This window comes from Paenibacillus thermoaerophilus (assembly GCF_005938195.1).
In the GTDB taxonomy this organism is placed as follows: domain Bacteria; phylum Bacillota; class Bacilli; order Paenibacillales; family Reconciliibacillaceae; genus Paenibacillus_W; species Paenibacillus_W thermoaerophilus.
Window position 1 is genome coordinate 61,849 of the sequence record NZ_VCQZ01000015.1, and the last position, 25,963, is coordinate 87,811.

A 25,963-nucleotide genomic window follows, 5' to 3' on the forward strand; every position below is an offset into this window, starting at 1 on the left:
CAGGTGAACGAATTGAGGGTTCGTAAAATTCCACAGCGCAAATGCGTGACATGCCAGAAAATGTTGTCCAAAAAAGAAATGGTGCGCGTCGTCCGGACGCCCGAAGGCACGGTCGAGCTCGACCCGACCGGCAAGAAAAACGGTCGCGGGGCTTATCTGTGCGGCCGCTGGGAGGGGTTCCAGCAGGCGAAAAAAACGAGGGTTCTGGAGCGCGCGCTGAAGCAGCCGATTACGCCGGAGATGTACGAACAGTTGGAGTCGCAATTCGCACAAATCCGCGCGAAATACGAAGAGGTGCCGTGTGAGAAATTCGGGGACGCCTAAGGCGTTGTCCAGACTCGGCATGGCGATGAGGGCCGGCAAGCTGGCGACTGGAGACGAAGGAGTCATGCAAGCAATCCGCAGCGGGCAAGCCAAGCTTGTCCTGGTCGCCGCCGATGCGTCGGAGAACGCTTATAAGAAGTATTCGGACAAATGCTTTCACTATGGGGTAAAGCTCGTTCGGCGGTTTACCCGTCAGGAAATCGGCTACAGCATCGGAAAGGCCGAACGGGTAGCGGTGGCGGTTACGGACGAAAGGATGGCGGCTTGGATCGGTGAGGAACTGACACAATCTGCGGAGGTGGAACATATTGAGTAACCAAGAGAAGCAGAGGGTATACGAGTACGCGAAGTCGCTTAACATGAGCAGCAAGGAAATCATCACGATACTCAAACGGCTGAATATGCCGGTTAACAACCATATGAGTGTCATGGAACCGAGCGCGGTGGAGGCCGTTGAGAATTTTTTTCGCGACGTGAAGGCGAATGCGGCTGCCAAGCGGGCGGGCGGACAGCCGCAGAACGGCGGCGACAAGCCGCGGGTCGGCGCGGGCCAGGTTTCTTCGGACAGCGGGAAACGCCCTGACCGTGCGGTTCCACAGACAAACGGAGAACAGCAAACACAGCAACCGAATCGTACGGGAGGACAAAGCATGCAGGTAACGAATCAAGATGCGCGGGAATCCGGACGCGCGCAGGAAAATACGTCGAAATCGGCGGAGACGCCGCGCACGGGATCGGGCACGGGGGATTCCCGATCGGCTAACGCACGGGGCGGAGACCGCCGAGGCGGCCAAGGCGGAGGTCGCGAAGGCGGCAACCGCGGCGGTCAGGGCCAGGGAGGCCAGGGCGGCTATCGCGGCGGCCAGGGCCAAGGAAGCCAGGGCGGCTATCGCGGGGGCCAAGGCCAAGGCGGTCAAGGCCAAGGGGGCAACCGCGGCGGCCAAGGCGGCTTCGGCAGCCGCGACGCCGCTAACCGCGGCGGTCAGGGCCAGGGAGGCCAGGGCGGCTATCGCGGGGGCCAGGGTCAAGGCGGCCAAGGCCAAGGGGGCAACCGCGGCGGCCAAGGCGGCTTCGGCAACCGCGACGCCGCTAACCGCGGCGGTCAGGGCCAGGGAGGCCAAGGCGGCTATCGCGGGGGCCAAGGTCAAGGCGGCTTCGGCGGCGGTCAAGGCGGGAACCGCGGCGGCCAAGGCGGCTATCGCGGCGGACGTCCGGGCGGCAACCGCCTGGAGGCGCAGCTCAAGAAAGTGCTGGAGTCGACGCCGACGGCCAAGCCGGACCCGCGTTCGGGCAACGCCGGCGGCAAGCCGGCGAAGCCGTTCGGGAAATTCGAGAGCGGCAGGGATGAAGTGCGCGGCAAGCGCAAAGGCTCCGACCGCCATTTCGAGGACAACGACCGTTTCACCAAAGGACCCCGCAAAAAAAGCGGCGAGAAACGGGAGAAAGTCGACAACACGCCGAAAAAGATCATCGTCAAAGGCAGCATGACGGTCGGCGAGCTGGCCAAAGCGCTGCATAAAGAGCTGGCCGAGGTCATCAAGAAGCTGATCAGTCTCGGCATTATGGCGACGATCAACCACGAGCTCGATCTCGATACAATCCAACTGGTCGCGGACGAATTCGGCGTCGAAGTCGACGTGCGCATTCCGGTCGAGGAGGACAACTTCGAGACGATCGAGGAAGTCGACGATCCGGAACTGCTGCGGGAGCGTCCGCCGGTCGTCACGATTATGGGACACGTCGACCACGGCAAAACGACGCTGCTCGACGCCATCCGTTCAACCAACGTCACGGCGGGCGAAGCGGGCGGCATTACGCAGCATATCGGCGCTTACCAGGTTGAAGTGAACGGCAAAAAAATCACGTTCCTCGATACGCCGGGCCACGAAGCGTTCACGAGCATGCGCGCCCGCGGAGCGAGCGTAACGGACATCACCGTCCTGGTCGTCGCGGCCGACGACGGCGTCATGCCGCAGACGGTCGAAGCGATCAACCACGCGAAGGCGGCGAACGTGCCGATTATCGTGGCGGTCAACAAAATCGACAAACCGGAGGCCGATCCGGACCGGATCAAGCAGGATCTGACCCATTACGGCCTCGTTCCCGAAGAGTGGGGCGGAGATACGATTTTTGTGAACCTGTCGGCGAAGCATAAGCAAAATCTGGATCAACTGCTCGAGATGATTTTGCTGGTGGCCGAGGTCCAGGAATTTAAAGCGAATCCCGACAAACGCGCGAGAGGCACCGTCATCGAGGCCGAGCTCGACAAGGGCAAAGGTCCGGTCGCCCGCGTGCTCGTACAGAACGGGACGCTTAAGGTCGGCGACGCGTTTGTCGCGGGCGTCTGCTTCGGACGCGTCCGCGCGATGGTTAACGACAAGGGGCGCCGCTTGAAGGAAGCCGGTCCGTCCACTCCGGTCGAGATCACCGGCCTCACGGAAGTGCCGCTCGCCGGCGATCCGTTTATGGTCTTCGAGGACGAGCGCAAAGCCCGCACCATCGCCGAGAAGCGCGCGACGACCCTGCGTCAGTCCGAAATGGGCGGCGCGAACAAGCGCGTTACGCTTGACGAACTGTACAAACAAATCAAAGAAGGCGAGATCAAAGATCTCAACGTCATTATCAAAGCGGACGTGCAAGGCACCGCCGAAGCGCTTCGCAGCTCCCTCGAGAAGATCGAGGTCGAAGGCGTGCGCGTCAAAATCCTGCACGTCGGCGTAGGCGCCATCACGGAGTCCGACGTGACGCTGGCGACGGCTTCCAACGCGATCGTCATCGGCTTTAACGTCCGTCCGGAGCCGGGAGCGCAGGCGACGGCCGAGCAGGAGAAAGTCGATATTCGCCTGCACAACATCATTTACAAAGTGATCGAAGAGATCGAAGCCGCGATGAAAGGCATGCTGGACCCGGTGTTCAAGGAAACGGTGATCGGCCATGCCGAAGTCCGCAACATCTTCAAAATCAGCAAGGTCGGCACCATCGCCGGCTGCATGGTCACCGACGGGAAGATCCAGCGCAACGCGCAAGCCCGGCTCGTGCGCGACGGAACGGTCGTATACGACGGCAAAGTGGAATCGCTCAAGCGGTTCAAGGACGATGTCCGCGAAGTCGTGCAAGGCTACGAGTGCGGCATCACGCTGGAGAATTACCAGGATGTCAAGGAAGGCGACGTGATCGAAGCGTACGTGTTGGAAAAGGTAGAGAGGTGATTCGCCGATGGCCCGAATCCGCGTTGGACGCGTAGGCGAGCAGATCAAAAAAGAAATGAGTCTGCTTTTGCAAAATGAACTGAAAGATCCTCGGATCGGGTTCGTGACGGTCACCGGGGTGGACGTGACGAACGACTTGTCGATCGCCACCGTGTACCTCAGCGTGCTGGGCGACGATGAGCAAAAAGAGACGACGCTGAAGGCTTTGGCCCAGGCTACCGGCTTCATCCGGTCGGAGATCGGCCGGCGCATCCGTCTGCGCAAGACGCCCGAGCTGCAGTTCAAATTCGACAGCTCCATCGAATACGGAAGCCGGATCGACAAACTGCTGAACGAGCTGCGGGAAGAGGAATCGAACCGATGAGCGGAAAGACCGGATTTTTCTTTCCACAGGAAACCCTTAGGGAACTGAGGGAAGCGGCGGAATTTTTGAGGCGGCACGACGACATTCTCGTCGTGTCGCATGTCAATCCGGACGGAGATGCGATCGGCTCGACGCTTGCGGCGGGGTGGCTGCTTGGCCGTATGGGCAAGTCTTACGTCATGGCGAATCAGGATGCCGTGCCGTCCAAATTCGGCTTCCTCCCGAACGCCGACCGGATCGTGAGGAGCGCCGAACTGGCGGGACGGGCGCCTTTCCGGGCGGCCGTCTTCGTCGATTGCGCCGACCGGGCGCGCGCCGGCGACGCGGCCGGATTGCTCTCGCCCGACGCGGCGATTCTGAACATCGACCACCATGCGACAAACGACCGCTTCGGGACGCAGGCGCTCGTGATGCCTGACGCATCCGCCACCTGCGAGATGCTGTGGCATCTGATCGGCGTCAGCGGGGAGGAAGCGGACGCGTCGGTCGGCGAATGCATTTATACGGGCATTCTCACGGACACGGGCGGCTTCCGCTACAGCAATACGTCCCGCAACGTCATGATCCTGGCGGCGGAGCTGCTGGGGCTCGGCGTTCAGGGGCATGTGCTGGCCGAACGGCTGCTGGAGACGATGACCTACGCGCAGATCGAGCTGCTGAAGCGGGGGCTGCAGACGCTTGAGTTCGCCTGCGGACGCAGGGTGGCTTACGTTTCCGTCACTTTGAAAGACTTGCAGGAGTTGCGCACCGACAGCTCCGATCTCGACGGATTGGTCAATTACGCCCGCAACGTCGCGGGAGTCGAGGTCGGCTTGCTGTTCCGGCAAGATGCCGAGGATAAGGTGAAAGTGTCGTTCCGTTCGCGCGGACAGGTCGATGTGTCGCGCGTAGCCGGGGCGTTCGGAGGCGGCGGACATGTCCGGGCTTCCGGCGCGACCGTCGCGGGAACGTTGGAAGAAGTGCGCAAGGCGGTCCTGCGGGAAGTGGAGTTGGCGCTGGAATGAGTTGGGAAGGCGTGGTGCCCGTATGGAAACCGAAAGGCTGGACCTCGCATGACGTGGTCGCCAAGGCCAGACGGATTCTCAAGGAAAAAAGGATCGGGCATACCGGCACGCTCGATCCGCAGGTGACGGGGGTCCTGCCGCTGTGCGTCGGGAGAGCCACCCGGCTTGTGGAATACATTCAAGAGCTGCCGAAGGCTTATCGGGTCACGATGGCGTTCGGCTACGCCACCGACACGGAGGACGACACGGGCGAAGTGATCGCCCGCGCGGACGTCTCGGCTCTGGAGGAACGTCAGATCGCTTCAGCCGTCCTGTCGTTCGTCGGGGAGATCGACCAGGTTCCGCCGATGTATTCGGCGGTGAAGGTGGACGGCAAGCGGCTGTACGAGCTGGCGAGGGAAGGCAAGACGATCGAGCGCAAAGCCCGGCGGGTCAGCATCTACGAGATTCGCGGTCTGGACGTGCGGATGGCCGGGCCGTATCCGGAGGCGTCGTTCGAGGTCGTATGCTCGAAAGGCACCTATATCCGTACGTTATGCGCCGATATCGGACAGGCGCTCCGGGTTCCCGCGGTCATGCGCGAACTGACGCGCACGGCAAGCGGTCCGTTCGGCCCAGAGCACTGTGTGACGCTGGAGAAGCTGGCTTCCCGGGTCGCGGAAGGCAAGCTGGCCGGCGTTCTGGTGCCTCCGGACCGGGCCGTCGGCCACTTTCCGGCGTACCGGCTGGACCGGGAGGCTGCGTTGGCCGCCTCGCGGGGGATGCCCGTGCCTGCGTCGGCGGCCGCGAAGACGGAGGACGGCATGCCGCTGCCGGGGGCGGCTCCCGCTCTAGCGCGTCTGTACGGGCCGGACGGCGAGTTTCTCGGACTTTATCGGCTCGACGGAGGACGGTTCAAGCCCGAGAAGGTGTTCGCCGCCCCCGCGCGAGGATAATTGGATTTGACGTTGTTTCGATGCCGGCCGACGCCGTGTTCAAGCGAGGCCGGCGCGGTTCTGCCGGCCGGGAAGCTCGTCGGCGCGCCGCCGGCCGAAGGCTGCTTTCCGATGTGGCAAGAAGGGGATGGAATCATGTTGATTTATCGGGTCGCGTACGATCCGGCGAGCGGGACGATTCGCCTTGCGGACGATCAGGCGGACGGACGGGCGCTGCCGGAGTCCCCGGTTCCGAGCGCGCTGGCGATCGGACATTTCGACGGCGTGCATCTCGGCCATCAGGAAGTAATCGGGCGAGCCAAGCTGCGGGCCCGGGAGCTCGGGCTCCCGCTCGCCGTCATGACGTTTTATCCGCATCCGCGCGACGTGCTCGGCAAACCGGGATACGCCAAATTATTGACGCCGCTCCCGGACAAGCTGGAGCAATTCGAAAAACTCGGGGCGGATATCGCGTATGTCGTTCACTTCGATTCGGATTTTTCCCGGCTGAGTCCCGAAGCGTTCGTGGAACGGGTGCTCGTGCCGCTCGGAGTCGAGACGGTTGTCGCCGGCTTCGACTTCAAATTCGGGTACCGGGGAGAAGGAACGCCGGACTCGCTCTGCCAATTGGCCCGCGGACGGTTCGCGGTCGAAGCGGTCCGCCATCTTCAACGCAACGACCGCAAAGTCAGCAGCACGTTGATCCGCGAAGCGCTGCAGGGGGGCGATGTGTCGCTCGCGGCCGAGCTGCTGGGCCGGCCGTACGCCGTGTCGGGCGTTGTGGTGGAGGGCGACAAGCGGGGACGCACCATCGGCTTTCCGACGGCCAATATGCGTCTGGACGAACCGTATGTCGTGCCGAAGGGCGGCGTGTATACCGTGCGCGTCATCGCCGGCGGCATCACGTACGGCGGCGTCATGAACATCGGGTTGAAGCCGACCTTTCACGAGCGCCTGCCCGAGCCGACTCTCGAAGCGCATCTGTTCGACTTCGACGGCGATTTGTACGGCCAGACGATTCGCGCGGAATTCGCGGGTTATTTGCGGGCGGAACGGAAGTTCAACTCCGCGGCGGAGCTGGTCGAACAAATCCGGAAGGACGCGGAAGCCGCCCGTTCCGCGCTGCGCTTGTCCGCTCCGATCCGCTGAACGGCAACCGGCGCCGGGGCGCAAAAACCGCCTTGCTTCGCGCCGCCGTCTTATGATATACTACGTCTGTTGCCTAAGGAGGCAATCCTCCCCAGCTTGGCGGTTCGATTCACCGACGGCCTGCTTGGCTGAGGGCGGAGGAAAATAGAGGAGGTGAACGGAATGGCAGTGTCTCAAGAGCGCAAGAACGAATTGATCAAGGAATTCAGAACTCATGAGACGGATACGGGGTCGCCGGAAGTACAAATCGCTGTACTGACCGAGAACATCATCAACCTGACGAATCACCTGCGGGAGCATAAGAAAGACCACCATTCCCGTCGCGGTCTGTTGAAGATGGTAGGTCAACGCCGCAAGCTGCTGGCGTACCTGAAGAACAAAGACGTCAATCGTTACAGCTCGCTGATCGAGCGTCTGGGACTGCGTCGATAAAAAAGGCGAAGAAAAGCAACCGAGTTGGATTCTTCCACAAGGTTGCTTTTTTTCAAGCATTCGCATGCAGGAAATTTTGGATATAATGAAGAATAGATAGGGAAACGCCCGAATGTATAACGGCGCAGGAGGACATTCATGGAAAAGAAAATATCGATGGAGTTGGCGGGACGCACGCTGACTCTGGAGACCGGGCGACTGGCCAAGCAAGCCAACGCCGCGGTAATGGCGCGTTACGGCGACACGGCCGTGCTGTGTACCGTAACGGCATCGCCGGGGCCGAAGGATCTCGACTTCTTCCCTCTGACAGTGAACTACGAAGAGCGGCTGTATGCCGTAGGCAAAATCCCGGGCGGATTCATCAAGCGTGAAGGCCGTCCCAGCCAAAAAGCGATTCTCGCAAGCCGTTTGACGGATCGGCCGATCCGGCCGCTGTTCCCCGAAGGATTCCGCAACGAAGTGCAGATCGTCAACCTCGTCATGAGCGTCGAACAGGACTGCTCGTCGGAGATCGCGGCCATGATCGGCACTTCCGCGGCGCTGACCATATCGGACGTGCCGTTTAACGGTCCGATCGGCGGCGTGATTGTCGGCCGCGTGGACGGTCAATTCGTGATTAACCCAACCACCGCGCAAGCCGAAGTAAGCGACTTGTATCTCGTAGTCGCCGGCACGAAGGACGCCATCATGATGGTCGAGGCCGAGGCGCGCGAGGTGTCCGAGGAAGTCGTGCTGGAAGCGATCATGTTCGGCCACGAGGAGATCAAGAAAATCTGCGAAGTGCAGGAGCAGCTCGCGAAGGAAGTCGGCAAGCCGAAGATGGAGGTGCAGCTGCACACCGTCGACAGCGAAGTGAACGAAGCGGTTCGCGCATACGCCGCGCAGCGGCTGGTGGAGGCCGTGCGCATTCCGGAGAAGCAAGCCCGCTCCGAAGCGATCGACGCGATCAATCAGGAAGTCGAAGCGCATTTCGCCGAGATTTATCCGGACAAAATCGACGATGTCAAGGAAGTGCTGTACGACATCGTGAAGGAAGAGGTTCGCCGTCTGATCACCGTGGAAAAAATCCGCCCGGACGGCCGCAAGCTGGACGAAATCCGCCCGATCGAATGCGAGGTCGGACTGCTCAGCCGGACGCACGGCTCCGGCCTGTTCACGCGCGGCCAGACTCAGGCGCTCAGCGTCTGCACGCTCGGCGCGATGGGAGACGTCCAGATTCTCGACGGATTGGGCGTCGAGGAGACGAAGCGGTTCATGCACCACTACAACTTCCCGCCGTTCTCCGTCGGCGAAGCCCGTCCGCTGCGTGCTCCCGGCCGCCGTGAGATCGGACACGGCGCTCTGGGCGAACGCGCGCTTGAGATGGTGATTCCGTCCGAGGAAGAATTCCCGTACACGATCCGGCTTGTCTCCGAGGTTCTGGAGTCCAACGGGTCGACGTCGCAAGCTTCTATCTGCGCGAGCACGCTTGCGCTGATGGATGCAGGCGTGCCGATCAAAGCTCCGGTCGCCGGCGTGGCCATGGGCTTGATCAAGGAAGGCGACCATGTGTCGATCCTGACGGATATCCAGGGAATCGAAGACCATCTCGGCGATATGGACTTCAAGGTGGCGGGCACCGCCGAAGGCATAACCGCCATTCAGATGGATATCAAAATCAACGGCATCGACCGGTCGATCCTGGAGCAGGCGCTTCGTCAAGCCCGCGAAGGCCGGCTGTTCATCCTGAACAAAATGCTGGAGACGATCAGGGAGCCGCGCAAGTCGCTTTCGAAGTACGCGCCCAAAATCATCACCATGCGCATCCATCCGGACAAGATCCGCGAGGTTATCGGTTCCGGCGGCAAAGTGATCAACAAAATCATCGAAGAAACCGGCGTGAAGATCGATATCGAACAGGACGGCATGATCTACATCGCCTCGTCCGACGAAGCGGCCAACGAACGCGCCAAGGCGATCATCGAAGGCATCGTGCGCGAAGTGGTCGTCGGCGAGATTTATCTCGGCACCGTCAAGCGGATCGAGAAATTCGGCGCGTTTGTCGAGGTGCTCCCCGGCAAGGAAGGGCTTGTGCATATATCGCAGGTGGCCCATGAACGCGTCGCCAGAGTCGAAGACGTGTTGTCCATCGGGGACACCGTAACGGTCAAAGTCACCGAGATCGACCAGCAAGGCCGCATCAACCTGTCCCGCAAAGCCGTGCTTCCGCCTGTTTCGAAAGAACCGGCAAAATCGTAACGGCATCGGGAAAATCATGTACATGGAAAAGCCCCAGCGGGGCTTTTTTTGTTGCTTCGTTCTCATATTCGCAGCCGGACGGGCATAGGATGCAAAAAGGAGGCGGTCAAGCTCCGGCCGATCCGGCCGGATTGAATCGGAGGCGAACCATGACGATAAACGGACGAAAGGCGCTGGTCGCCGGGACTGTATTTGCCGCGGTGTCGGGATTGCTGTACGGCGCGGGAGCCGCCGGCGGCGCGTTCGATCGGTTCAAGCAAAATCCATCGGCTGCAGCGGCAAGAGACGCCGCTCCCGAATTGTCCGATGCCGCGCTGCTCGAACGAATCCGGTCCGAGGCCCCCGCCAGGCGGGTGCCGGCCCAGAATGCGCGGTTGGACCGCGTATGGAAAGCCATTCCCGGGCTCAACGGTCTGGAAGTCGACGTGGACAAGACGTTCGAAGCCGCGAAAAAATCAAGGTCGTCCGGGAACATTCCTTGGGTCTACAAACAGGTCGAGCCGCAGATCCAATTGAAGGATCTGGGCGCGCAGCCGGTATACAAAGGCCATCCCGATAAAAAAATGGCAGCCTTTATGATCAACGTGGCCTGGGGAGAAGAATGGCTGCCGGGCATGCTGGACACGCTGCGCAAAGCGGACGTGAAGGCTACGTTTTTCTTTGACGGCAAATGGCTGAGGCAGCACGCGGACATCGCCCGCGCGATTATGGCCGAAGGCCATGAGCTGTCCAACCACGCGTACAGCCACCGGAACATGGGAGATTTAAGCCGCGCGGAGCAGCGGGAGGAGATCCGCAAGACCGAATCGCTGCTGCAGGAGCTCGGGGTGAAAAACCGCTTGTTCGCTCCGCCGTCCGGCCATTTTAACGAAACGACCGTTCGCGTCGCCGCCGAGGAATTCGGGTTGACGACCGTTCTGTGGACGCTCGATACGGTCGATTGGAAAAATCCGCCCGCGTCCTCTGTCGTCCGGAAGATCCAACAGCGGTTGGAGCCGGGTTTCCTCGTGCTGATGCATCCGACGGCCGCGAGCTCGGGAGCTTTGCCGGGGATGATCGAAGCCGCCCGGTCGAAAGGGATCCGATTGGGAACGGTCAGCGAGCTGCTGTCTTCGGCCAGAACCGAACCCGTCCCTATGGGCGAGTAGACTTGTGAGACTTGTCGAGATTTGATAAAATACGTTGGATGCTTGTGTTCTTTTATGCGGATTGAGACATGATTTCGGCGATGTTGCAGGAATGGCGGCGTTGTCCTCTTGCCGGGACGCGATTCCGTTTCAATCGGCCGCATTCGAAAGACCAGCCGCTTCAAGTCGGAGGCGGGGGGCTTTCCGGGCGGTTGCTGTGTCTCCGCTCTCATACGCGGCCGCTTCGCCTCGATAGGCTTCGAAATGGAAGCTTTCTTAGGAAACAGGGGGATGTCACGTTGAGGAAACATGTTTTGCGAAGCGGTATCCGCTTGGTGATGGAAAACATCCCGACCTGCCGATCCGTATCGTTCGGCATCTGGGTGAAAACGGGCTCCAGGCATGAGCCCGCGTCTTTGAACGGGGTGTCCCATTTTATCGAACATATGCTTTTCAAGGGAACGGACCGTTATTCGGCCAAAGATATCGCCGAAGTGTTCGACGGAATCGGCGGCAACGTCAACGCGTTTACTTCCAAGGAATATACGTGTTATTACGCCAAAGTGCTGGATGAGCATCTGCCGCTCGCCGTAGACGTCTTGTCGGACATGTTTTTCCGGTCCCGGCTCGACGAGGAGGAGCTCGCAAAGGAGCGCAACGTCATTCTGGAAGAAATCTCGATGTACGAGGATACTCCCGACGACATGGTGCACGATCTGATCGCGCGGGCCGCATTCGGCGACCACCCGCTCGGGCTGACGATCCTCGGCACGGAAGACAATCTGCTGGCGATGGGACAAGCGGAGCTCAAAGCTTATATCGACCAGCAATACACCTCCGACCGGATCGTGGTCAGCGTCGCGGGCAACATCGACGAAGAAGAGGTAATCGCGCTGATGGAGCGGCATTTCGGCGACCATCCGAACACGAAGGGAGACATCCAGGCCGCCCGGCCGGTGTTCGAGGGCCGGATTTTGACCCATCTGAAGAAGACGGAGCAAAACCACCTCTGTCTGTCTCTGCCGGGCTGCAGCCTGGACGACCAGGACTTGTACGCGGCCATTCTCGTCAACAACGCGCTCGGAGGCGGGATGAGCTCCCGCCTGTTCCAGGAAATTCGGGAAAAGCGCGGACTTGCCTATTCCGTATACTCGTATCATACGGGATACACCGACAGCGGCGTGCTGACCATCTACGCTGGCACCGCGCCGAAGCAGACCGCCGATGTGCTGGAGGTTACGCTCGGAATTATGCGGGACGTCGTCCGCAACGGGCTGACGGACAGCGAGCTGGCCAAAGGCAAGGAACAGTTGAAAGGAAGCTTGATCCTGAGTCTGGAGAGCACCGGAAGCCGGATGAACCGGCTCGGCAAAAACGAGCTGCTGCTCGGACGGCATTGGACGTTGGACGAACTGCTGCAGCGCATTCAATCGGTTACGCAGGAACAGGTGAGGAGCGTGATCGACCGGTTGTTCACCGGCCCTGTCGCCGCCGCGCTCGTCGGCCCTTCCGACGACGCACTGAAGGCGCTCGGGGGCACCATATCGCTAACTTGAGGGGGAGACGGTTTTGACGGCGTATTCGGTAAAGCTGCTCCGGCTGCCCGGCAATGAAGATCTGCCGCTGCCGGTTCGCATGTCGGAAGGAGCGAGCGGTTACGATCTTCATGCGGCGGTTACGGAGGAAGTGACGCTCGCGCCGGGGGACCGGACGCTGGTGCCGACGGGCATCGCCATCGCGATGCCGAACGGCCTGGAGGCGCAGATCCGTCCGCGCAGCGGTCTTGCCGCCAAGCACGGCATCACTTGCCTGAACTCGCCCGGCACGATCGACGCGGATTACCGGGGGGAAATCAAGGTTATTCTGATCAATCTCGGGCAGGAGCCTTTCGTGATCCGCCGGGGCGAACGGATCGCGCAGATGGTGTTCCAGACGGTTCCGCAGGTCGAGCTTGTGCCGGCGGACAGGCTGCCGGAAACCGAGCGCGGCGACGGCGGCTTCGGACACACCGGACGATAATCGAAAATCGGACAGAACCTTCCATTCCTTTTGGGCGAATGGAAGGTTTTTGTTTTTTCACCCCGGTATGGGCTCCCGCATAGAATGCTTTTGTATCAACTTGCCGGCGCCGAATGTGGCCGGAACCGGCGGAAGGGGTGCAGCTTGCAGGAATGCTGACCGATACGAAAATCATTGTCATCGGCGGAGATGCCCGTCAGTTGGAAGTCATTCAAAAATTTTCTGAGTTGGACGCTACGATCTCCCTAGTCGGCTTTGACAACTTGCAGAACGCGTATTCGGGCGCAACCCATGCCGTGCTTGATCCGGAATTGTTCGATGACGCCGATGCCGTCGTGCTTCCGGTGGTCGGAACGGACGACAACGGAGTGGTCGAGACGATTTTTTCCACCCAGGAGATCGTGCTCACGGAGGCCTGCTTGTCCAGACTGCCCAAACACGCCAAAGTCTATACCGGCATGGCGAAGCCGTATTTGCGCCAGTTGTGCGCTTCGGTCGGCTTGGATCTCGTCGAACTGCTGGATCGGGACGACGTGGCCATCTATAACTCGATTCCGACGGCGGAAGGGGCCGTCATGATGGCGATCCAGCATACCGACATTACCATCCACGGCTCCGTCTGCATGGTGCTCGGAATGGGGAGAACCGGTCTTACGATGGCCCGCGTGCTCAAAGGTCTGGGCGCCCGCGTGAAGGTCGGGGTGCGGCGGCCGGAGCATTTTGCAAGGGCCTGGGAGAGCGGTTTCGAGCCGTTTTACCTGAAGGAGCTGGCCTCGCAGGTGACAGGCATCGACTTGCTTTTTAACACAATTCCGACTATGATAATCACAGCGCAGGTCATTGCCAACATCCCTCCTCGCGCGGTGATTATCGACTTGGCGTCGCGGCCCGGCGGAACGGACTTTCGCTACGCCGAGAAGCGCGGCATCAAAGCGATACTGGCTCCGGGATTGCCGGGCATTGTCGCTCCCAAGTCGGCCGGTCGGATCATCGCGAATACGCTCGGCCGTCTCATTATGGACGAACGGGCCCAAGGGAGGACTGCGCCATGAACTGGAAAGGCAAAACAGTCGGCTTCGGGCTGACGGGATCGCATTGCACCTACGAGGAAGTCATGCCGCAAATCAAACGGTTTGTCGACGGCGGGGCCAATGTCATACCGATCGCTTCCTATACCGTCATGTCGACGGATACGCGATTCGGCACGTCCGAAAGCTGGCAAAAGCAGTTGAAAGAACTGACCGGTAATGATATTATTGCTACAATTGTGGACGCCGAACCGTTGGGACCGTCGAAAAAGCTTGACGTCATGGTGATTGCGCCGTGCACGGGCAACACGACCAGCAAGCTTGCGAACGCGATGACGGAGAGCGCCGTCTTGATGGCGGCCAAGGCGCAGATGCGCAACGGGCGTCCGCTGGTGCTGGCCATCTCGACGAACGACGGTCTCGGCCTCAACGCCGCCAATATCGCTCGTCTGCTCGTGGCGAAACATATTTATTTCGTTCCGTTCGGACAGGACGCGCCCGACGTGAAGCCGAATTCGCTGGTCGCCCGGATGGAGCTGATTCCGGAAGCTTGCGCAGCCGCCCTCGAAGGCCGGCAACTGCAGCCGATGATCGTCGAGAAGTTCAAATATATGGGATCTTGATGCTTATGCATCCTTTTATAGATGATCTTAAGATAGTCCAAGGGAGAGAAAGCACATGTCGAGTCAGAAACTGTTTTCCGTCGCCGTTGTCGGCGTGACGGGCGCTGTAGGTCAGCAAATGCTGCGCCTGCTGGAAGAACGCGATTTCCCGATATCCCAACTGAAGCTTCTGGCGTCCGCGAGTTCCGCCGGCAAGACGGTGAAATTCAAGGGCAAAGACATCACGATCGAAGAAGCGAAGCCGGAAAGCTTCAAGGGTGTCGAAATCGCTCTGTTCAGCGCGGGCGGAGACGTGAGCAAGAAGCTCATTCCAGCCGCCGTCGAATACGGAGCGGTCTGCATCGACAATACCAGCGCTTACCGGATGGACCCGGAAGTGCCCTTGGTCGTGCCGGAAGTCAATATCGACAAAGTCCATGAACATAAAGGCATTATCGCCAACCCGAACTGCTCGACCATTCAGATGGTGCAAGCGCTGAAGCCGCTGTACGACCGTTTCGGCATTTCCCGCATCATCGTTTCGACCTATCAGGCGGTATCGGGAGCGGGAGCCAAAGCGATCGCGGAGCTGAAGCGCCAGTCCGCGGAAATTCTCGCGGGCAACGAGGTCGTGCCGGACATCCTGCCGGTCGGCTCCTTGCCGGTGAAGCACCAAATCGCGTTTAACGCCATCCCGCAGATCGACAAATTCCTCGACAACGGTTTCACGAACGAGGAAATGAAAATGATCAACGAGACGAAAAAAATCATGGGCGACGACTCCATTCAGGTGACGGCGACGTGCGTGCGCATCCCCGTCGTCTACGGCCATTCCGAATCCGTCTACGTCGAACTCAAAGAAAAATTCGACATGGACGAAGTGCGCAAGCTGCTTGCGGAAGGACCGGGTCTTGTGCTGGTAGACGATCCGGCGAACCAACGGTATCCGCTCGCGACGGAAGCGGCCGGCAAGCTGGAGACGTTCGTCGGCCGGGTGCGCCGGGATCTTTACAACGAGCAGGCGCTCAACATGTGGATCGTATCCGACAACCTGTTGAAAGGCGCGGCATGGAATGCCGTGCAGATCGCGGAATACATCGCCTTGGAACAAAAGTAATCGTGCTGTAAATCATAGCGAGAGCGGAGGGAACCGCTAATGCGCGTCATCGTGCAAAAGTTCGGCGGTACTTCCCTCGCTACGGCGCAAGCCAGAACACACGCGATCCGACACATCCAACGAGCCGTTGCCGAGAAGTTCCATCCCGTCGTCGTAGTATCCGCCATGGGCCGTAAGGGGGAACCGTACGCCACAGACACGCTGCTCAGTCTGGCGGGGGAAGGCGGCTTGGCGCCTTTGCCGTCCCGCGAGGCCGATTTGTTGATGGCATGCGGGGAGATCATCTCCGCCGCCGTGTTGTGCAGCGAACTGATTCGGGCCGGAACTCCGGCCGCCGTGCTGACCGGAGGTCAAGCCGGCATCCGGACGAACGACCGTTTCGGCCACGCCCATATTTTACGCATCCAGCCTTCCCGGATTTTGCAATTGCTGCAAGATGGGAAGGTTGTCGTTGTCACCGGGTTTCAGGGCATGACGGAAGAAGGCGACTTTACGACGCTCGGCAGAGGAGGCAGCGACACGTCCGCTGCCGCGCTTGGCGCTGCGCTGCGCGCGGAGGTCGTCGATATTTTCACCGACGTCAGCGGCATTTTGACCGCCGATCCCCGGATCGTGGAGGACGCCAAGCCGTTAACCCGCGTAACGTATGCGGAGATCGTGAACATGGCGCATTACGGGGCCAAGGTGATTCACCCGCGGGCCGCGGAGATCGCGATGGCGGCGAACATTCCGGTGCGGGTGCGCTCGACGTTCGACGACGGCGAAGGGACGCTGGTCGCCTCGTCTCCGGATACGCCGGAGGTTGTGGATCGGCATGTGACGGGAATCGCTTATTCGGCCGGCATCACCCAATTGAAGGTGGTGGCCGGGGAAGGCGCTTACGACCTGCACCTGAACGTCTTTAAAGCGATGGCGCGGCACGGCATTAGCGTCGACTTCATTAATGTGAACCCTTCCGCCGTCGTCTATACCGTATTCGACCGCGATGCGGACCGGGCGACAGCGATTCTCCGGGGCATGGGGTACGAGCCGGAGGTATGCGGCTCCTGCGCCAAAGTGTCGGTGATCGGCGGCGGAATGAACGGGGTGCCGGGCATTATGGCATCGATCGTCGAGGCTCTGACCGAAGAGGATATTCAGATCCTGCAGTCGGCGGATTCCAACGCGACGATCTGGGTATTGGTGAGGAGCGAAGACATGGCCAATGCCGTGCGGGTGTTGCATCGGAAATTCGAGCTTCATAAAAACAAAGCGGAGGACCAAACTGAATCGTTGACGGTTCGGAACAAGGGAGCGAAGGAATGATGGATTTCGGTAGACTGATCACGGCGATGGTGACGCCGTTTGATGCGCAGGGCGCCATCGAATGGGAGACGCTTGGGCGGCTGGTCGACCATCTCATCGAAGTGCAGCGGAACGACGCGATTATCGTCTGCGGGACGACGGGCGAATCCCCGACGCTGACGGACGAGGAGAAAGCCGAGCTGTTCCGCTATGTCGTGCGCAGAGCAAACGGACGCTGCAAGGTGATCGCGGGAACGGGCAGCAACAGCACCGCGCATACGATCCATTTGACGCACGAGGCCGAACAGGCCGGCGTCGACGGCATTTTGCTGGTGGCGCCGTACTACAACCGTCCGTCCCAGGAAGGGCTGTACCGCCACTTCAGCGCGGTGGCGGCTTCTACCAAGCTGCCGATCATGCTGTACAACATCCCGGGGCGCACGGGCATCAACGTCGAAGTGTCCACGACGCTGCGGCTGGCCCGCGAGTTCGACCATATCGTGGCGACCAAAGAGTCAATCACCGATTTCGACGCGTTTACCCGGCTTGTGGCGGAATCGCCCGAGCATTTCCGCGTATACAGCGGCGATGACGGCATTACCCTGCCGGTGCTGTCCGTCGGAGGTTACGGCATCGTCAGCGTATCATCGCATATTGTCGGCGCACAAATGAAAGAGATGATCGAGGCGTACCTCGCCGGCCGAGTCGCCGATGCGGCAGCCCTTCACCAAAAGCTGTCGCCGGTATTCTCGGCGATGTTCAACTGTCCGCACCGCGTGCCGAGCCCCGCTCCCGTCAAGCATGCCCTGAAGCTTCGCGGCATCGACGTCGGAGGCTTGCGCTTGCCGCTTGTGGGCGTGACCGAAGCGGAAGGCCGGTTTATCGAGGACGTTTTGAACCGGTTTTTCTGACAGTGGCGGCGCTTCTTCAACGGGAGGTTTTTTCGCCGGGACACGGCGGTATGCAGTTTATGCATAGGAGCAAGAAAACGGCTTCCGTCTTCGTCAAACCAGAGGCGGAAGCCGTTTTTCGCATCCGGCGGGACTTCCCGCGAGGAGTCTAACCGGCTTCGTATTTGGGTATCTTACCCGTATCGGCGCTGCTTGTGTTCGGCATCGTCTTTCATGTATAATAAGAACCAAGTGACTGGTACGGTTTAACAACGGGTTATATCGAGCAAAGGCGTCGCCAATCTGAACAAGGAGGAGCTTTTTTTGTCGAAGAAACAACAAGGAGATAAAGTGGTCATTTTCGCCCTTGGCGGCGTGGGCGAAATTGGCAAAAACATGTATGTCGTCCAGTACGGCAACGACATTGTCGTGGTGGACGCGGGACTCAAGTTCCCGGAAGAAGATATGCTGGGCATCGATATCGTGATCCCGGATATCACGTATCTGGTGGAGAATAAAGACAAGGTTCGCGGCATTCTGCTGACGCACGGCCACGAGGATCATATCGGCGGATTGCCGTATGTGCTGAAGGCGCTGAACGTTCCCGTCTACGGTACAAGACTGACGATGGGACTCGTTGAGGCGAAGCTGAAGGAAGCGCACCTGCTGGGCGAGACGAAACGGATCGTCATTACCGCAGATTCGGAGTTGCAGTTGGGCTCGATCAAAGCGACGTTTTTCCGGACAAACCACAGCATTCCCGATTCGGTTGGCGTATGCCTCGAGACCCCTGAAGGTTTAATTGTGCATACGGGGGATTTCAAGTTTGACCATACTCCCGTCAACGATCAATACGCGGATCTTGCGAAAATGGCCGAGATCGGCAGCCGCGGCGTGCTTGCGCTCCTGTCGGACAGCACGAACGCGGAACGCCCGGGCTTCACCGGATCGGAGAAAAGCGTCGGCGCAGAACTGGAGGAAGTGTTCCGCAAAGCGAAGCAGCGCGTCGTCGTCGCGACGTTCGCATCGAACGTTCACCGGATCCAACAAATTATTGACGCTGCGTACAACACCCGTCGCAAAGTTACGGTTGTCGGCCGCAGCATGGTGAATGTGGTCAGCATCGCGAGCGAACTCGGCTACCTGAACATTCCGGACGGCATGCTCATCGAGCCGGAGGAAGTGAACCGTCTGCCGGCCGACCGCGTCGTCATCTTGTCGACGGGCAGCCAGGGCGAGCCGATGTCCGCGCTTACGCGGATGGCGCGCTCCGCCCACAAAAAGATGGACATCCTCCCGGGCGATACGGTCGTCATCTCGGCAACGCCGATTCCCGGCAACGAGCGTTATGTCGGACGGACCGTCGACGAGCTGATGCGTTTGGGCGCTCACGTCATCTACGGGCCGGGCTCCGTGTCCGGCGTGCACGTATCCGGTCACGGCAGCCAAGAAGAGCTGAAGCTGATGCTTAACCTGATTCGTCCGAAATATTTCATTCCGATCCACGGCGAATACCGGATGCTCCGGATGCACGGATTGCTTGCGGAATCGGTCGGCATCGAGAAGGACAACATTTTCCTGATCGATATCGGCGATACGGTCGAAATTCAGAACGGCGTCGCGCGCAAAGGCGCGAAAGTGCCGTCGGGCAACGTGCTGATCGACGGGCTCGGCGTCGGAGATGTCGGCAATATCGTGCTTCGCGACCGCAAGCTGCTGTCGCAGGACGGCATTCTGGTTGTCGTCGTGACGCTCAGCAAGCAGGACGGCAAAATCCTTTCCGGTCCGGATATTATCTCCCGGGGGTTTGTATACGTCCGGGAATCTGAAGGCTTGCTCGACGAAGCGAACAAGCTGGTCATGAACACGTTGACCCGGCTCATGGGAGAAAATGTAAACGAATGGGCATCGCTTAAAACACACGTAAAAGATGCGTTGGGACGCTTTTTGTACGAACAAACCCGCAGAAGGCCGATGATCCTTCCGATCATCATGGAAGTCTAATTTCACTCCGTTTAACCGTCACTTTCACTACCACGTCGGCCTTAAAGAAACCGAGCGCATGACGACAAGACGCCTCGACCGGCTTAGCCGGAAGAGGCGTTTTTTGTGCGTTCCGCCCGTCCTCCGGGCCAATCCCGGCCAAGCCTCCCGCCCTTGCATGAAACGTTTGCCCCGCAACCATACTACGGAAGAATCGCCAACAGGCCGACTCTTGTCGGCAGGAGAAGGAGCGAAGAACGATGGATCTGCAGCGTTTCAAGCAGGAAGAGCCGCCGGCGCCGCCCGGGGAGGAGCGCAAAAAGCAGGCGGCGTTGGAGTCGATCCAGCAGTTGGGCCAGACAAGCTTGCCGGCTCCGGGTCCCGAATCCAATCTGTACTGCATGACGATCATCGGTCAAATCGAAGGGCATCTCACGTTGCCCCCCCAAAACAAAACGACCAAATACGAGCATCTGATTCCGCAGTTGGTCGCAGCCGAGCAAAATCCGAAAATCGAGGGCGTGCTTGTGATTTTGAACACGGTCGGGGGGGACGTGGAAGCCGGTCTCGCGATCGCCGAACTGATCGCCTCGATGTCCAAGCCGTGCGTCACGCTGGTGCTCGGCGGCGGGCATTCGATCGGCGTGCCGATTGCGGTAAGCGCGGATGTGTCTTTCATCGCGGAGACCGCCACCATGACCATTCACCCGATTCGATTGACCGGACTGGTCATCGGCGTTCCGCAGACGTTCGAGTATTTGGACAAAATGCAGGAGCGGGTCATTCGATTCGTCGTTCGCCATTCGAATGTGACCGAAGAGAGATTCAAAGAACTGATGTTCAAAACGGGAGAACTGACTCGCGACATCGGCACGACCGTCATCGGCGCGGATGCGGTGCGTTACGGGCTGATCGACAAGGTCGGCGGGTTGGGAGACGCGCTCAAAGAGCTGAACGGGCTGATTGAGCAGCGCCGTGCGAACGATTGACGGACAGAAAGGAGGGACTCCCGCATGATTTATTCGATCGTGCCGGACGAGGTGATATACGGAGGAACCTCGGGAGGACACGGGGAGGAACGGTTGACGCGCACCGTCGAGATGGACCTGGAGGGCATCCGGATGGAGGTCGAATTGCTGGACGCCTCGCAAGCCCGGATCGTCCGGCTGCTCAGTCCGGACCCGTATGTGTATCTGAACCCTTCCCTGGCTCCCGGAACGATTATTCCGTTAACCCCCCAATGGCCTGCGGGTTGAGCCTTATGGTATAATAAGGACTCGGAGGTGTAGCCGGTGGCGGGTCGCAGAAGACGAAGCAAATCGATGAAAGCGAATTTGAAATATGAGCTCTACGGCATCATCATTTTGACGATGTCCGTTGTCGTACTGTCCCAGACCGGGTCCGTCCCCCGGTCTTTTACGTATTTGTTGCGTTTTGTGGCGGGCGTCGGCTATTGGATTTTTCCGCTCGTTGCGATATACATAGGGCTGTACGCCATGATCAAACGGGAATGGCCGAAAGGCTGGTCGAGCAAAAAGTCCGGCCTGCTGATTCTGGCGCTCGGATTTTTGCTGGAGAATCATATCCGCATGTTCAGCGCGATCGATCCGGACGGCCAGTGGACGGATTCCAGGTTTATTCTGAGCCAGACGTGGCTGAGCATGACGGAAGGCTTAAAAGATTCGGAAGGCATTCTTCGCCACGGTGTCGGCGGGGGAATGGTCGGAGCCGTTTTGTACGCGTGCCTCAGCTTTTTGTTCGATCGGACAGGCTCGCAGATCATCGTTTACGCCTTGTGGCTGATCGGGTTTTTGCTGGTCACGAACTTGTCGTTCGTCGACATCTTGCGGCGAATCCGGTCGAGAATCGGCTGGTTTGCGGACCGGTTCGGCATCCGCTGGGGCCAAGCGCTGAAGCTGATGCGGCACCGGCAGTCGCCGCCGAACGTGTCGACCAAATCGAAAGCCGCGATATCGAGGCCGGCGGCCGCATACGCGGATGACGACTGGCAGGATTGGGAGGACGACTGGGAGGAGCCGGCCAAGCCCCAACGGGCCGTTCGGCCGCAGACGGACGACCTGGACGACGAGGCTGCCGAGCCGAGGGCCAAGCCGAAATTTTTCGAATGGTTGCCTCAGATGGCGGCGTCTTTCCGGGCGAAAGCATCCGCCAAGAAAGAAGCGGCCGCCCCGGTCCCGGCGGATCACGACGATCCGGACGACGCGGATTCGCCGCCGATCGTAACCGTCAGCCCCATGAGCGGACAAGCACGGTTCGAGGAAGAGCATACTCCCGTCATCCGGGACTTTAACGATCATCCCGACCGCGCTCCCTGGGAGGAAGACGAGCCGTCGCCGCCCGTCGGCGCCGTTGCGTCTGCGGGGACGCAGGGAATCGCCTCCCAACTGCCGGCGGAAGAAGCACAGCCGGCAGTTGGGTCGAATTCGGCGGCATCATCGGGCAAAATCACCGTCAAGCTTACGCCGGATGGAGATCCGATTCCTTCCGCGGCTGAACCCAAAGCGGAAGCGATCCCGTACGAATTGCCTCCGCTACACTTGCTCCGGACGCCCAATACGAGCGGCCGAAGCGGCGAACAGAACGACTTTAAAGCGATGGCCCGCAAGCTGGAAGCAACGCTGGAGAGCTTCGGCGTCCGCGCCAAAGTGCTGGAGGTCGTCAGAGGGCCTGCGGTGACGCGGTTCGAGATTCAGCCCGACGTCGGCGTTAAAGTCAGCCGGATCGTCAGTCTGACGGACGATATCGCGCTTGCGCTTGCGGCCAAGGATATTCGGATGGAAGCCCCGATCCCGGGCAAATCCGCGATCGGCATCGAGGTGCCGAACAACGAGGTGTCGGTCGTCACGCTGCGGGAAGTGATGGAAAGCGCGGCGTTCCAGGATTCCTCGTCCCGTCTGACAATCGCGTTCGGGCGGGACATCAGTGGACAAGCGATCGTCGGCAATCTGGCGCGCATGCCTCACCTGCTCGTTGCGGGCGCGACGGGCTCGGGCAAATCCGTATGTATCAACGGGATCATCACAAGCATTTTGTACAAGGCAAAGCCCGACGAAGTGCGCTTCCTGATGATCGACCCCAAGATGGTCGAGCTGAACGTGTACAACGGCATTCCGCACCTGCTCGCGCCGGTCGTGACCGATCCGAGGAGAGCGTCGCTGGCGCTGAAGAAAATCGTCAGCGAGATGGAGAAACGGTACGAGCTGTTCTCGAAGTCGGGCACCCGCAATATCGACGGATACAACAACTGGATCGCCGAGCGGGGAGGGGAGGCGCTGCCGTATATCGTTGTCATCGTCGACGAGCTCGCGGACCTGATGATGGTGGCGGCGGGAGACGTCGAAGATTCCATCTGCCGGCTCGCCCAGATGGCGCGCGCGGCGGGAATCCATCTCATCATCGCGACGCAGAGACCGTCCGTCGATGTCATCACGGGCGTCATCAAGGCCAACATCCCGTCGAGGATCGCGTTCGGCGTCTCCTCCCAGGTCGATTCCCGGACGATTCTGGACATGGTGGGAGCGGAGAAGCTGCTGGGCCGGGGGGACATGCTGTTTTTGCCGATGGGAGCTTCGAAGCCCGTCCGCGTGCAGGGGGCGTTCCTCTCCGATTCCGAGGTGGAGGCCGTCGTGACGTTCGTCAAAAACTCCGGACAAGGCCAGGTGAACTACCGCGAGGAGCTTGTGCCCGAAGTGGAAGAGCAGACGGAAGCGGCCTTGGAATTCGAGGACGAGCTGTTCGATCAGGCGGTCCAGATCGTGCTGGAGTCCAAGCAGGCATCCGTCTCCCTGCTTCAGCGGCGCATGCGGGTCGGGTATACCCGGGCCGCCAGACTGATCGACTCCATGGAGGTGCGCGGCATTGTCGGACCGTATGAGGGCAGCAAGCCCCGGGAAGTTCTGATGACGATCGAGCAGTACCAGCAAACCAAGATTTCTTCCTGACGCCTTTTTTGAATAAGAGCCGCCGCATTTCCCATAATAAGCGTACAGACGGCATTCGCCGACGCTAATGGGAAAGGTTGAAGATCCATGAGAATGCGGCTTGTATGGCTGACAGCCAGCATCATGATTGTGTTGTTAGGCGCCATGTCGTTGAAGCAGGCTTGGCAGAAACCCGAGGCGGAAGCCGTATTCAGCAATGCGGTCATCAAATACGGCTCGCGCGGGGAAGACGTGTACGAGCTTCAGGGGCGGATGAAATATTTGGGGTTCTACCACGGCAAGATTGACGGCATATTCGGCCCGCAGACCCTAAAGTCTCTCCGCTGGTTTCAAAGCGAATTCGGCTTGAAGGTCGACGGCATCGCCGGCGGCAAGACGAAGGTGAAGCTGTGGGAAGCGACCAAACAGTGGTCGCCGGACCGGACGCCGCGCGAGGACGGCGCGGCGGGGGGCGGAGGCGCCTCGGGCGCGCCCGCCAGGGCGCCGTCGAATTCGGCCAACCGTCTCGGCTTATCCGAGCAGGATATCAAGCTGATGGCCAACGCCGTCTACGGGGAAGCCCGCGGCGAGCCGTACGAAGGCCAAGTGGCCGTCGCGGCCGTCATCCTGAACCGCGTGCGCTCTCCGGAGTTTCCGGACACGGTGTCGGGCGTCATATTCGAGCCCGGCGCGTTTACGGCGGTCGCAGACGGACAAATCTGGCTGACGCCGAACGAAACGGCCCGCCGCGCGGTGATGGACGCCATTAACGGGGTCGATCCGACGGACGGCTGCCTGTACTATTTCAACCCGAAAACGGCGACATCGGCCTGGATCTGGACGAGGCCCCAATACAAGCAGATCGGCCAGCATATCTTTTGCCGTTGAATGACGCTGCATGCCAAGCGGGCGACCGGAGGACGGTTCGCCCGCTTGGCGTGAACGCGCCGCAACGCGAAGGCGCGGGCGCGGCCGATTTGCGGGCCGGGGCCGGTCGGGAATATAATGGATACAGACTGTGAATCGGAAGGAGACGGCACTGACATGAACCATGAGGCGGGAACCAAATTTGAACGGGACACCGTTCGGAATATCCGGATTCACGTGCTGCCGACCGATCGGTTCAAGACGTATGCGATATCGATGTATGCGGGATGCGTGCTGGACGAGGACAACGTTACGCCGACAGCGCTCATCCCGTTCGTGCTGCGGCGCGGCTCCAGGGAGTACCCGGAGACGAAGGCGTTCCGCGAGCGTCTGGACGATTTGTATGGGGCCGGATTCGGGTTCGACGTTTACAAGCGCGGCGACTATCAGTTGGTTCAGTTTCGTCTCGACATTATCGACGACCGGTACGTGCAAGGAACGGATTCGCTGCTGGAAGACGCCTTGACGTTTCTCGGCGGAGCCGTGACCGCGCCTTATCTGGTGAACGGAGGCTTCTCGCCTCGTTACGTGGAAGCCGAGAAGGATACGCTGCGCAAGCGGCAGGAGGCGATTGTGAACGACAAGATCCGCTACGCCGCTGAACGGTGCCTGGAGGAGATGTGCGCCGGCGAACCGTACCGGCTGCATCCTCTCGGCTTGCGCGACCGGATTGCCCCGCTGACGCCGGAAGCGCTGTACGCGAGATACCGGGAATGGCTTGCGTCGGCTCCGATCGATCTTTACGTCGTCGGCCGGACGACCGCCGAAGCCGTCAAAAATGCGGTGGAACGGACGTTCGAGATGGAGCGCTCGGTCTGTCCGGCATACGAGTACCGGACCGGCCACAAGCCGGCGGGCGAAGTGAAGCGCGTCGTCGAGCGTCTGGACGTCGGCCAAGGCAAATTAAACATGGGGCTGAGGACGTACACGACCTTCGCCGACGATCAATATCCGGCGCTGTTGATGTACAACGGCGTGCTGGGCGGTTATCCCCATTCGAAGCTGTTTATGAATGTCCGGGAAAAAGCGAGCCTGGCCTATTACGCGTCTTCGCGCCTGGACGGCCACAAGGGCATTTTGACCGTACAATCCGGCATCGAGATCGGCAACTACGACAAGGCGGTCCGGATTATCGAAGAGCAGCTTGAGCAAATGCGGCAGGGAGCCGTCAGCGAGCTGGAAATGACGCAGACGAAAGCGATGATTGCCAATCAATTGCGCGAAAGCCGGGATTCGGCCTTCGAGACGATCGCGCTCGATTTTAACGGCGTGCTGTCGGGGCGCCACCGCCCGGTCGACGAGCTGATCGAGGATATCCGGTCGGTGACGGCGGAGCAGATCGCCCGGACGGCCCAGCAAGTCAAGCTGGACACGATCTATTTCCTGCGCGACCGGGAAGGGGGAGACTAAC

23 protein-coding genes are annotated in these 25,963 nt (G+C 60.1%); all 23 read left to right on the forward strand.

What is annotated here, in order from left to right:
- Window positions 1-3: 3 nt before the first annotated feature.
- The 23 genes from rnpM (at window position 4) to yfmF (ending at window position 25,962) form a co-directional block, all read left to right on the forward strand.
- Entirely contained in the window at window positions 4-324 is a 321-nt protein-coding gene (gene rnpM / locus FE781_RS11640) for an RNase P modulator RnpM (protein WP_379252672.1), read from the forward strand.
- Complete coding sequence (locus FE781_RS11645; protein ID WP_342774302.1) at window positions 302-640, forward strand: L7Ae/L30e/S12e/Gadd45 family ribosomal protein; 339 nt, start codon at window positions 302-304, stop codon at window positions 638-640. The genes rnpM and FE781_RS11645 overlap by 23 nt, the downstream gene beginning before the upstream one ends.
- A 43-nt stretch (window positions 641-683) precedes the next feature.
- Window positions 684-3,533, forward strand: a complete 2,850-nt coding sequence (gene infB / locus FE781_RS11650; RefSeq protein WP_138789850.1) for a translation initiation factor IF-2 — start codon at window positions 684-686, stop codon at window positions 3,531-3,533.
- Between the two features lie 7 nt (window positions 3,534-3,540).
- On the forward strand, window positions 3,541-3,897 hold the full coding sequence (gene rbfA / locus FE781_RS11655; protein ID WP_138789800.1) for a 30S ribosome-binding factor RbfA: 357 nt from the start codon (window positions 3,541-3,543) through the stop codon (window positions 3,895-3,897).
- A complete protein-coding gene (locus tag FE781_RS11660; protein ID WP_138789801.1) occupies window positions 3,894-4,901 on the forward strand; it encodes a DHH family phosphoesterase in 1,008 nt (335 codons plus the stop codon). The genes rbfA and FE781_RS11660 overlap by 4 nt, the downstream gene beginning before the upstream one ends.
- The gene (gene truB, locus FE781_RS11665) at window positions 4,898-5,836 is read left to right on the forward strand and encodes a tRNA pseudouridine(55) synthase TruB (protein ID WP_138789802.1); all 939 of its coding nucleotides are present in this window, start codon (window positions 4,898-4,900) and stop codon (window positions 5,834-5,836) included. Before FE781_RS11660 ends, truB begins: the two co-directional genes overlap by 4 nt.
- A 135-nt stretch (window positions 5,837-5,971) precedes the next feature.
- Complete coding sequence (locus FE781_RS11670; RefSeq protein ID WP_138789803.1) at window positions 5,972-6,964, forward strand: bifunctional riboflavin kinase/FAD synthetase; 993 nt, start codon at window positions 5,972-5,974, stop codon at window positions 6,962-6,964.
- A gap of 162 nt (window positions 6,965-7,126) precedes the next feature.
- Window positions 7,127-7,396 (forward strand): 30S ribosomal protein S15, encoded by a 270-nt coding sequence (rpsO, locus tag FE781_RS11675; protein ID WP_138789804.1) that lies wholly within the window; start codon window positions 7,127-7,129, stop codon window positions 7,394-7,396.
- A 138-nt stretch (window positions 7,397-7,534) separates the two neighbouring features.
- Complete coding sequence (locus FE781_RS11680; RefSeq protein WP_138789805.1) at window positions 7,535-9,634, forward strand: polyribonucleotide nucleotidyltransferase; 2,100 nt, start codon at window positions 7,535-7,537, stop codon at window positions 9,632-9,634.
- A gap of 149 nt (window positions 9,635-9,783) precedes the next feature.
- Window positions 9,784-10,782, forward strand: a complete 999-nt coding sequence (locus tag FE781_RS11685; RefSeq protein ID WP_138789806.1) for a polysaccharide deacetylase family protein — start codon at window positions 9,784-9,786, stop codon at window positions 10,780-10,782.
- Window positions 10,783-11,060: 278 nt separating this feature from the next.
- Window positions 11,061-12,317: a M16 family metallopeptidase gene (locus tag FE781_RS11690; protein ID WP_138789807.1), complete on the forward strand. Its 1,257-nt coding sequence runs from the start codon at window positions 11,061-11,063 to the stop codon at window positions 12,315-12,317.
- A gap of 13 nt (window positions 12,318-12,330) precedes the next feature.
- Window positions 12,331-12,780 (forward strand): dUTP diphosphatase, encoded by a 450-nt coding sequence (gene dut, locus FE781_RS11695; protein ID WP_138789808.1) that lies wholly within the window; start codon window positions 12,331-12,333, stop codon window positions 12,778-12,780.
- A gap of 152 nt (window positions 12,781-12,932) precedes the next feature.
- Window positions 12,933-13,832 carry a dipicolinate synthase subunit DpsA gene (gene dpsA, locus FE781_RS11700; protein WP_138789809.1) on the forward strand — a complete coding sequence of 300 codons (900 nt, stop codon included), beginning with the start codon at window positions 12,933-12,935 and terminating at the stop codon, window positions 13,830-13,832.
- A complete protein-coding gene (locus FE781_RS11705; RefSeq protein ID WP_138789810.1) occupies window positions 13,829-14,431 on the forward strand; it encodes a dipicolinate synthase subunit B in 603 nt (200 codons plus the stop codon). The genes dpsA and FE781_RS11705 overlap by 4 nt, the downstream gene beginning before the upstream one ends.
- Before the next feature lie 55 nt (window positions 14,432-14,486).
- Window positions 14,487-15,527 (forward strand): aspartate-semialdehyde dehydrogenase, encoded by a 1,041-nt coding sequence (locus FE781_RS11710; RefSeq protein WP_138789811.1) that lies wholly within the window; start codon window positions 14,487-14,489, stop codon window positions 15,525-15,527.
- 39 nt (window positions 15,528-15,566) lie between these two features.
- Window positions 15,567-16,832, forward strand: coding sequence for an aspartate kinase (dapG, locus tag FE781_RS11715; RefSeq protein ID WP_138789812.1), 1,266 nt, complete (start codon window positions 15,567-15,569; stop codon window positions 16,830-16,832).
- Window positions 16,832-17,722 carry a 4-hydroxy-tetrahydrodipicolinate synthase gene (dapA, locus tag FE781_RS11720; protein WP_138789813.1) on the forward strand — a complete coding sequence of 297 codons (891 nt, stop codon included), beginning with the start codon at window positions 16,832-16,834 and terminating at the stop codon, window positions 17,720-17,722. The genes dapG and dapA overlap by 1 nt, the downstream gene beginning before the upstream one ends.
- Window positions 17,723-18,025: 303 nt before the next feature.
- On the forward strand, window positions 18,026-19,705 hold the full coding sequence (locus tag FE781_RS11725; protein WP_138789814.1) for a ribonuclease J: 1,680 nt from the start codon (window positions 18,026-18,028) through the stop codon (window positions 19,703-19,705).
- A gap of 239 nt (window positions 19,706-19,944) precedes the next feature.
- The gene (locus FE781_RS11730) at window positions 19,945-20,673 is read left to right on the forward strand and encodes a ClpP family protease (protein WP_138789815.1); all 729 of its coding nucleotides are present in this window, start codon (window positions 19,945-19,947) and stop codon (window positions 20,671-20,673) included.
- A gap of 24 nt (window positions 20,674-20,697) precedes the next feature.
- Window positions 20,698-20,940: a YlzJ-like family protein gene (locus FE781_RS11735; RefSeq protein ID WP_138789816.1), complete on the forward strand. Its 243-nt coding sequence runs from the start codon at window positions 20,698-20,700 to the stop codon at window positions 20,938-20,940.
- A 36-nt stretch (window positions 20,941-20,976) separates the two neighbouring features.
- A complete protein-coding gene (locus tag FE781_RS11740; protein ID WP_138789817.1) occupies window positions 20,977-23,646 on the forward strand; it encodes a DNA translocase FtsK in 2,670 nt (889 codons plus the stop codon).
- Window positions 23,647-23,733: 87 nt separating this feature from the next.
- On the forward strand, window positions 23,734-24,513 hold the full coding sequence (sleB, locus tag FE781_RS11745) for a spore cortex-lytic enzyme (protein ID WP_138789818.1): 780 nt from the start codon (window positions 23,734-23,736) through the stop codon (window positions 24,511-24,513).
- Between the two features lie 156 nt (window positions 24,514-24,669).
- Window positions 24,670-25,962, forward strand: a complete 1,293-nt coding sequence (yfmF, locus tag FE781_RS11750; RefSeq protein ID WP_138789819.1) for an EF-P 5-aminopentanol modification-associated protein YfmF — start codon at window positions 24,670-24,672, stop codon at window positions 25,960-25,962.
- Window position 25,963 lies beyond the last annotated feature (1 nt).

What these genes read in the sequence shown, in the direction of transcription:
- rbfA (WP_138789800.1), top strand. Translation starts at nt 3,541, where the DNA reads ATGGCCCGAATCCGCGTTGGACGCGTAGGCGAGCAGATCAAAAAAGAA.
- FE781_RS11685 (WP_138789806.1), top strand. Translation starts at nt 9,784, where the DNA reads ATGACGATAAACGGACGAAAGGCGCTGGTCGCCGGGACTGTATTTGCC.
- dapG (WP_138789812.1), top strand. Translation starts at nt 15,567, where the DNA reads ATGCGCGTCATCGTGCAAAAGTTCGGCGGTACTTCCCTCGCTACGGCG.
- FE781_RS11735 (WP_138789816.1), top strand. Translation starts at nt 20,698, where the DNA reads ATGATTTATTCGATCGTGCCGGACGAGGTGATATACGGAGGAACCTCG.
- infB (WP_138789850.1), top strand. Translation starts at nt 684, where the DNA reads ATGAGCAGCAAGGAAATCATCACGATACTCAAACGGCTGAATATGCCG.
- dpsA (WP_138789809.1), top strand. Translation starts at nt 12,933, where the DNA reads ATGCTGACCGATACGAAAATCATTGTCATCGGCGGAGATGCCCGTCAG.
- dapA (WP_138789813.1), top strand. Translation starts at nt 16,832, where the DNA reads ATGGATTTCGGTAGACTGATCACGGCGATGGTGACGCCGTTTGATGCG.
- FE781_RS11670 (WP_138789803.1), top strand. Translation starts at nt 5,972, where the DNA reads ATGTTGATTTATCGGGTCGCGTACGATCCGGCGAGCGGGACGATTCGC.
- sleB (WP_138789818.1), top strand. Translation starts at nt 23,734, where the DNA reads ATGAGAATGCGGCTTGTATGGCTGACAGCCAGCATCATGATTGTGTTG.
- yfmF (WP_138789819.1), top strand. Translation starts at nt 24,670, where the DNA reads ATGAACCATGAGGCGGGAACCAAATTTGAACGGGACACCGTTCGGAAT.
- truB (WP_138789802.1), top strand. Translation starts at nt 4,898, where the DNA reads ATGAGTTGGGAAGGCGTGGTGCCCGTATGGAAACCGAAAGGCTGGACC.
- FE781_RS11710 (WP_138789811.1), top strand. Translation starts at nt 14,487, where the DNA reads ATGTCGAGTCAGAAACTGTTTTCCGTCGCCGTTGTCGGCGTGACGGGC.
- FE781_RS11705 (WP_138789810.1), top strand. Translation starts at nt 13,829, where the DNA reads ATGAACTGGAAAGGCAAAACAGTCGGCTTCGGGCTGACGGGATCGCAT.
- FE781_RS11660 (WP_138789801.1), top strand. Translation starts at nt 3,894, where the DNA reads ATGAGCGGAAAGACCGGATTTTTCTTTCCACAGGAAACCCTTAGGGAA.
- rpsO (WP_138789804.1), top strand. Translation starts at nt 7,127, where the DNA reads ATGGCAGTGTCTCAAGAGCGCAAGAACGAATTGATCAAGGAATTCAGA.
- FE781_RS11680 (WP_138789805.1), top strand. Translation starts at nt 7,535, where the DNA reads ATGGAAAAGAAAATATCGATGGAGTTGGCGGGACGCACGCTGACTCTG.
- FE781_RS11730 (WP_138789815.1), top strand. Translation starts at nt 19,945, where the DNA reads ATGGATCTGCAGCGTTTCAAGCAGGAAGAGCCGCCGGCGCCGCCCGGG.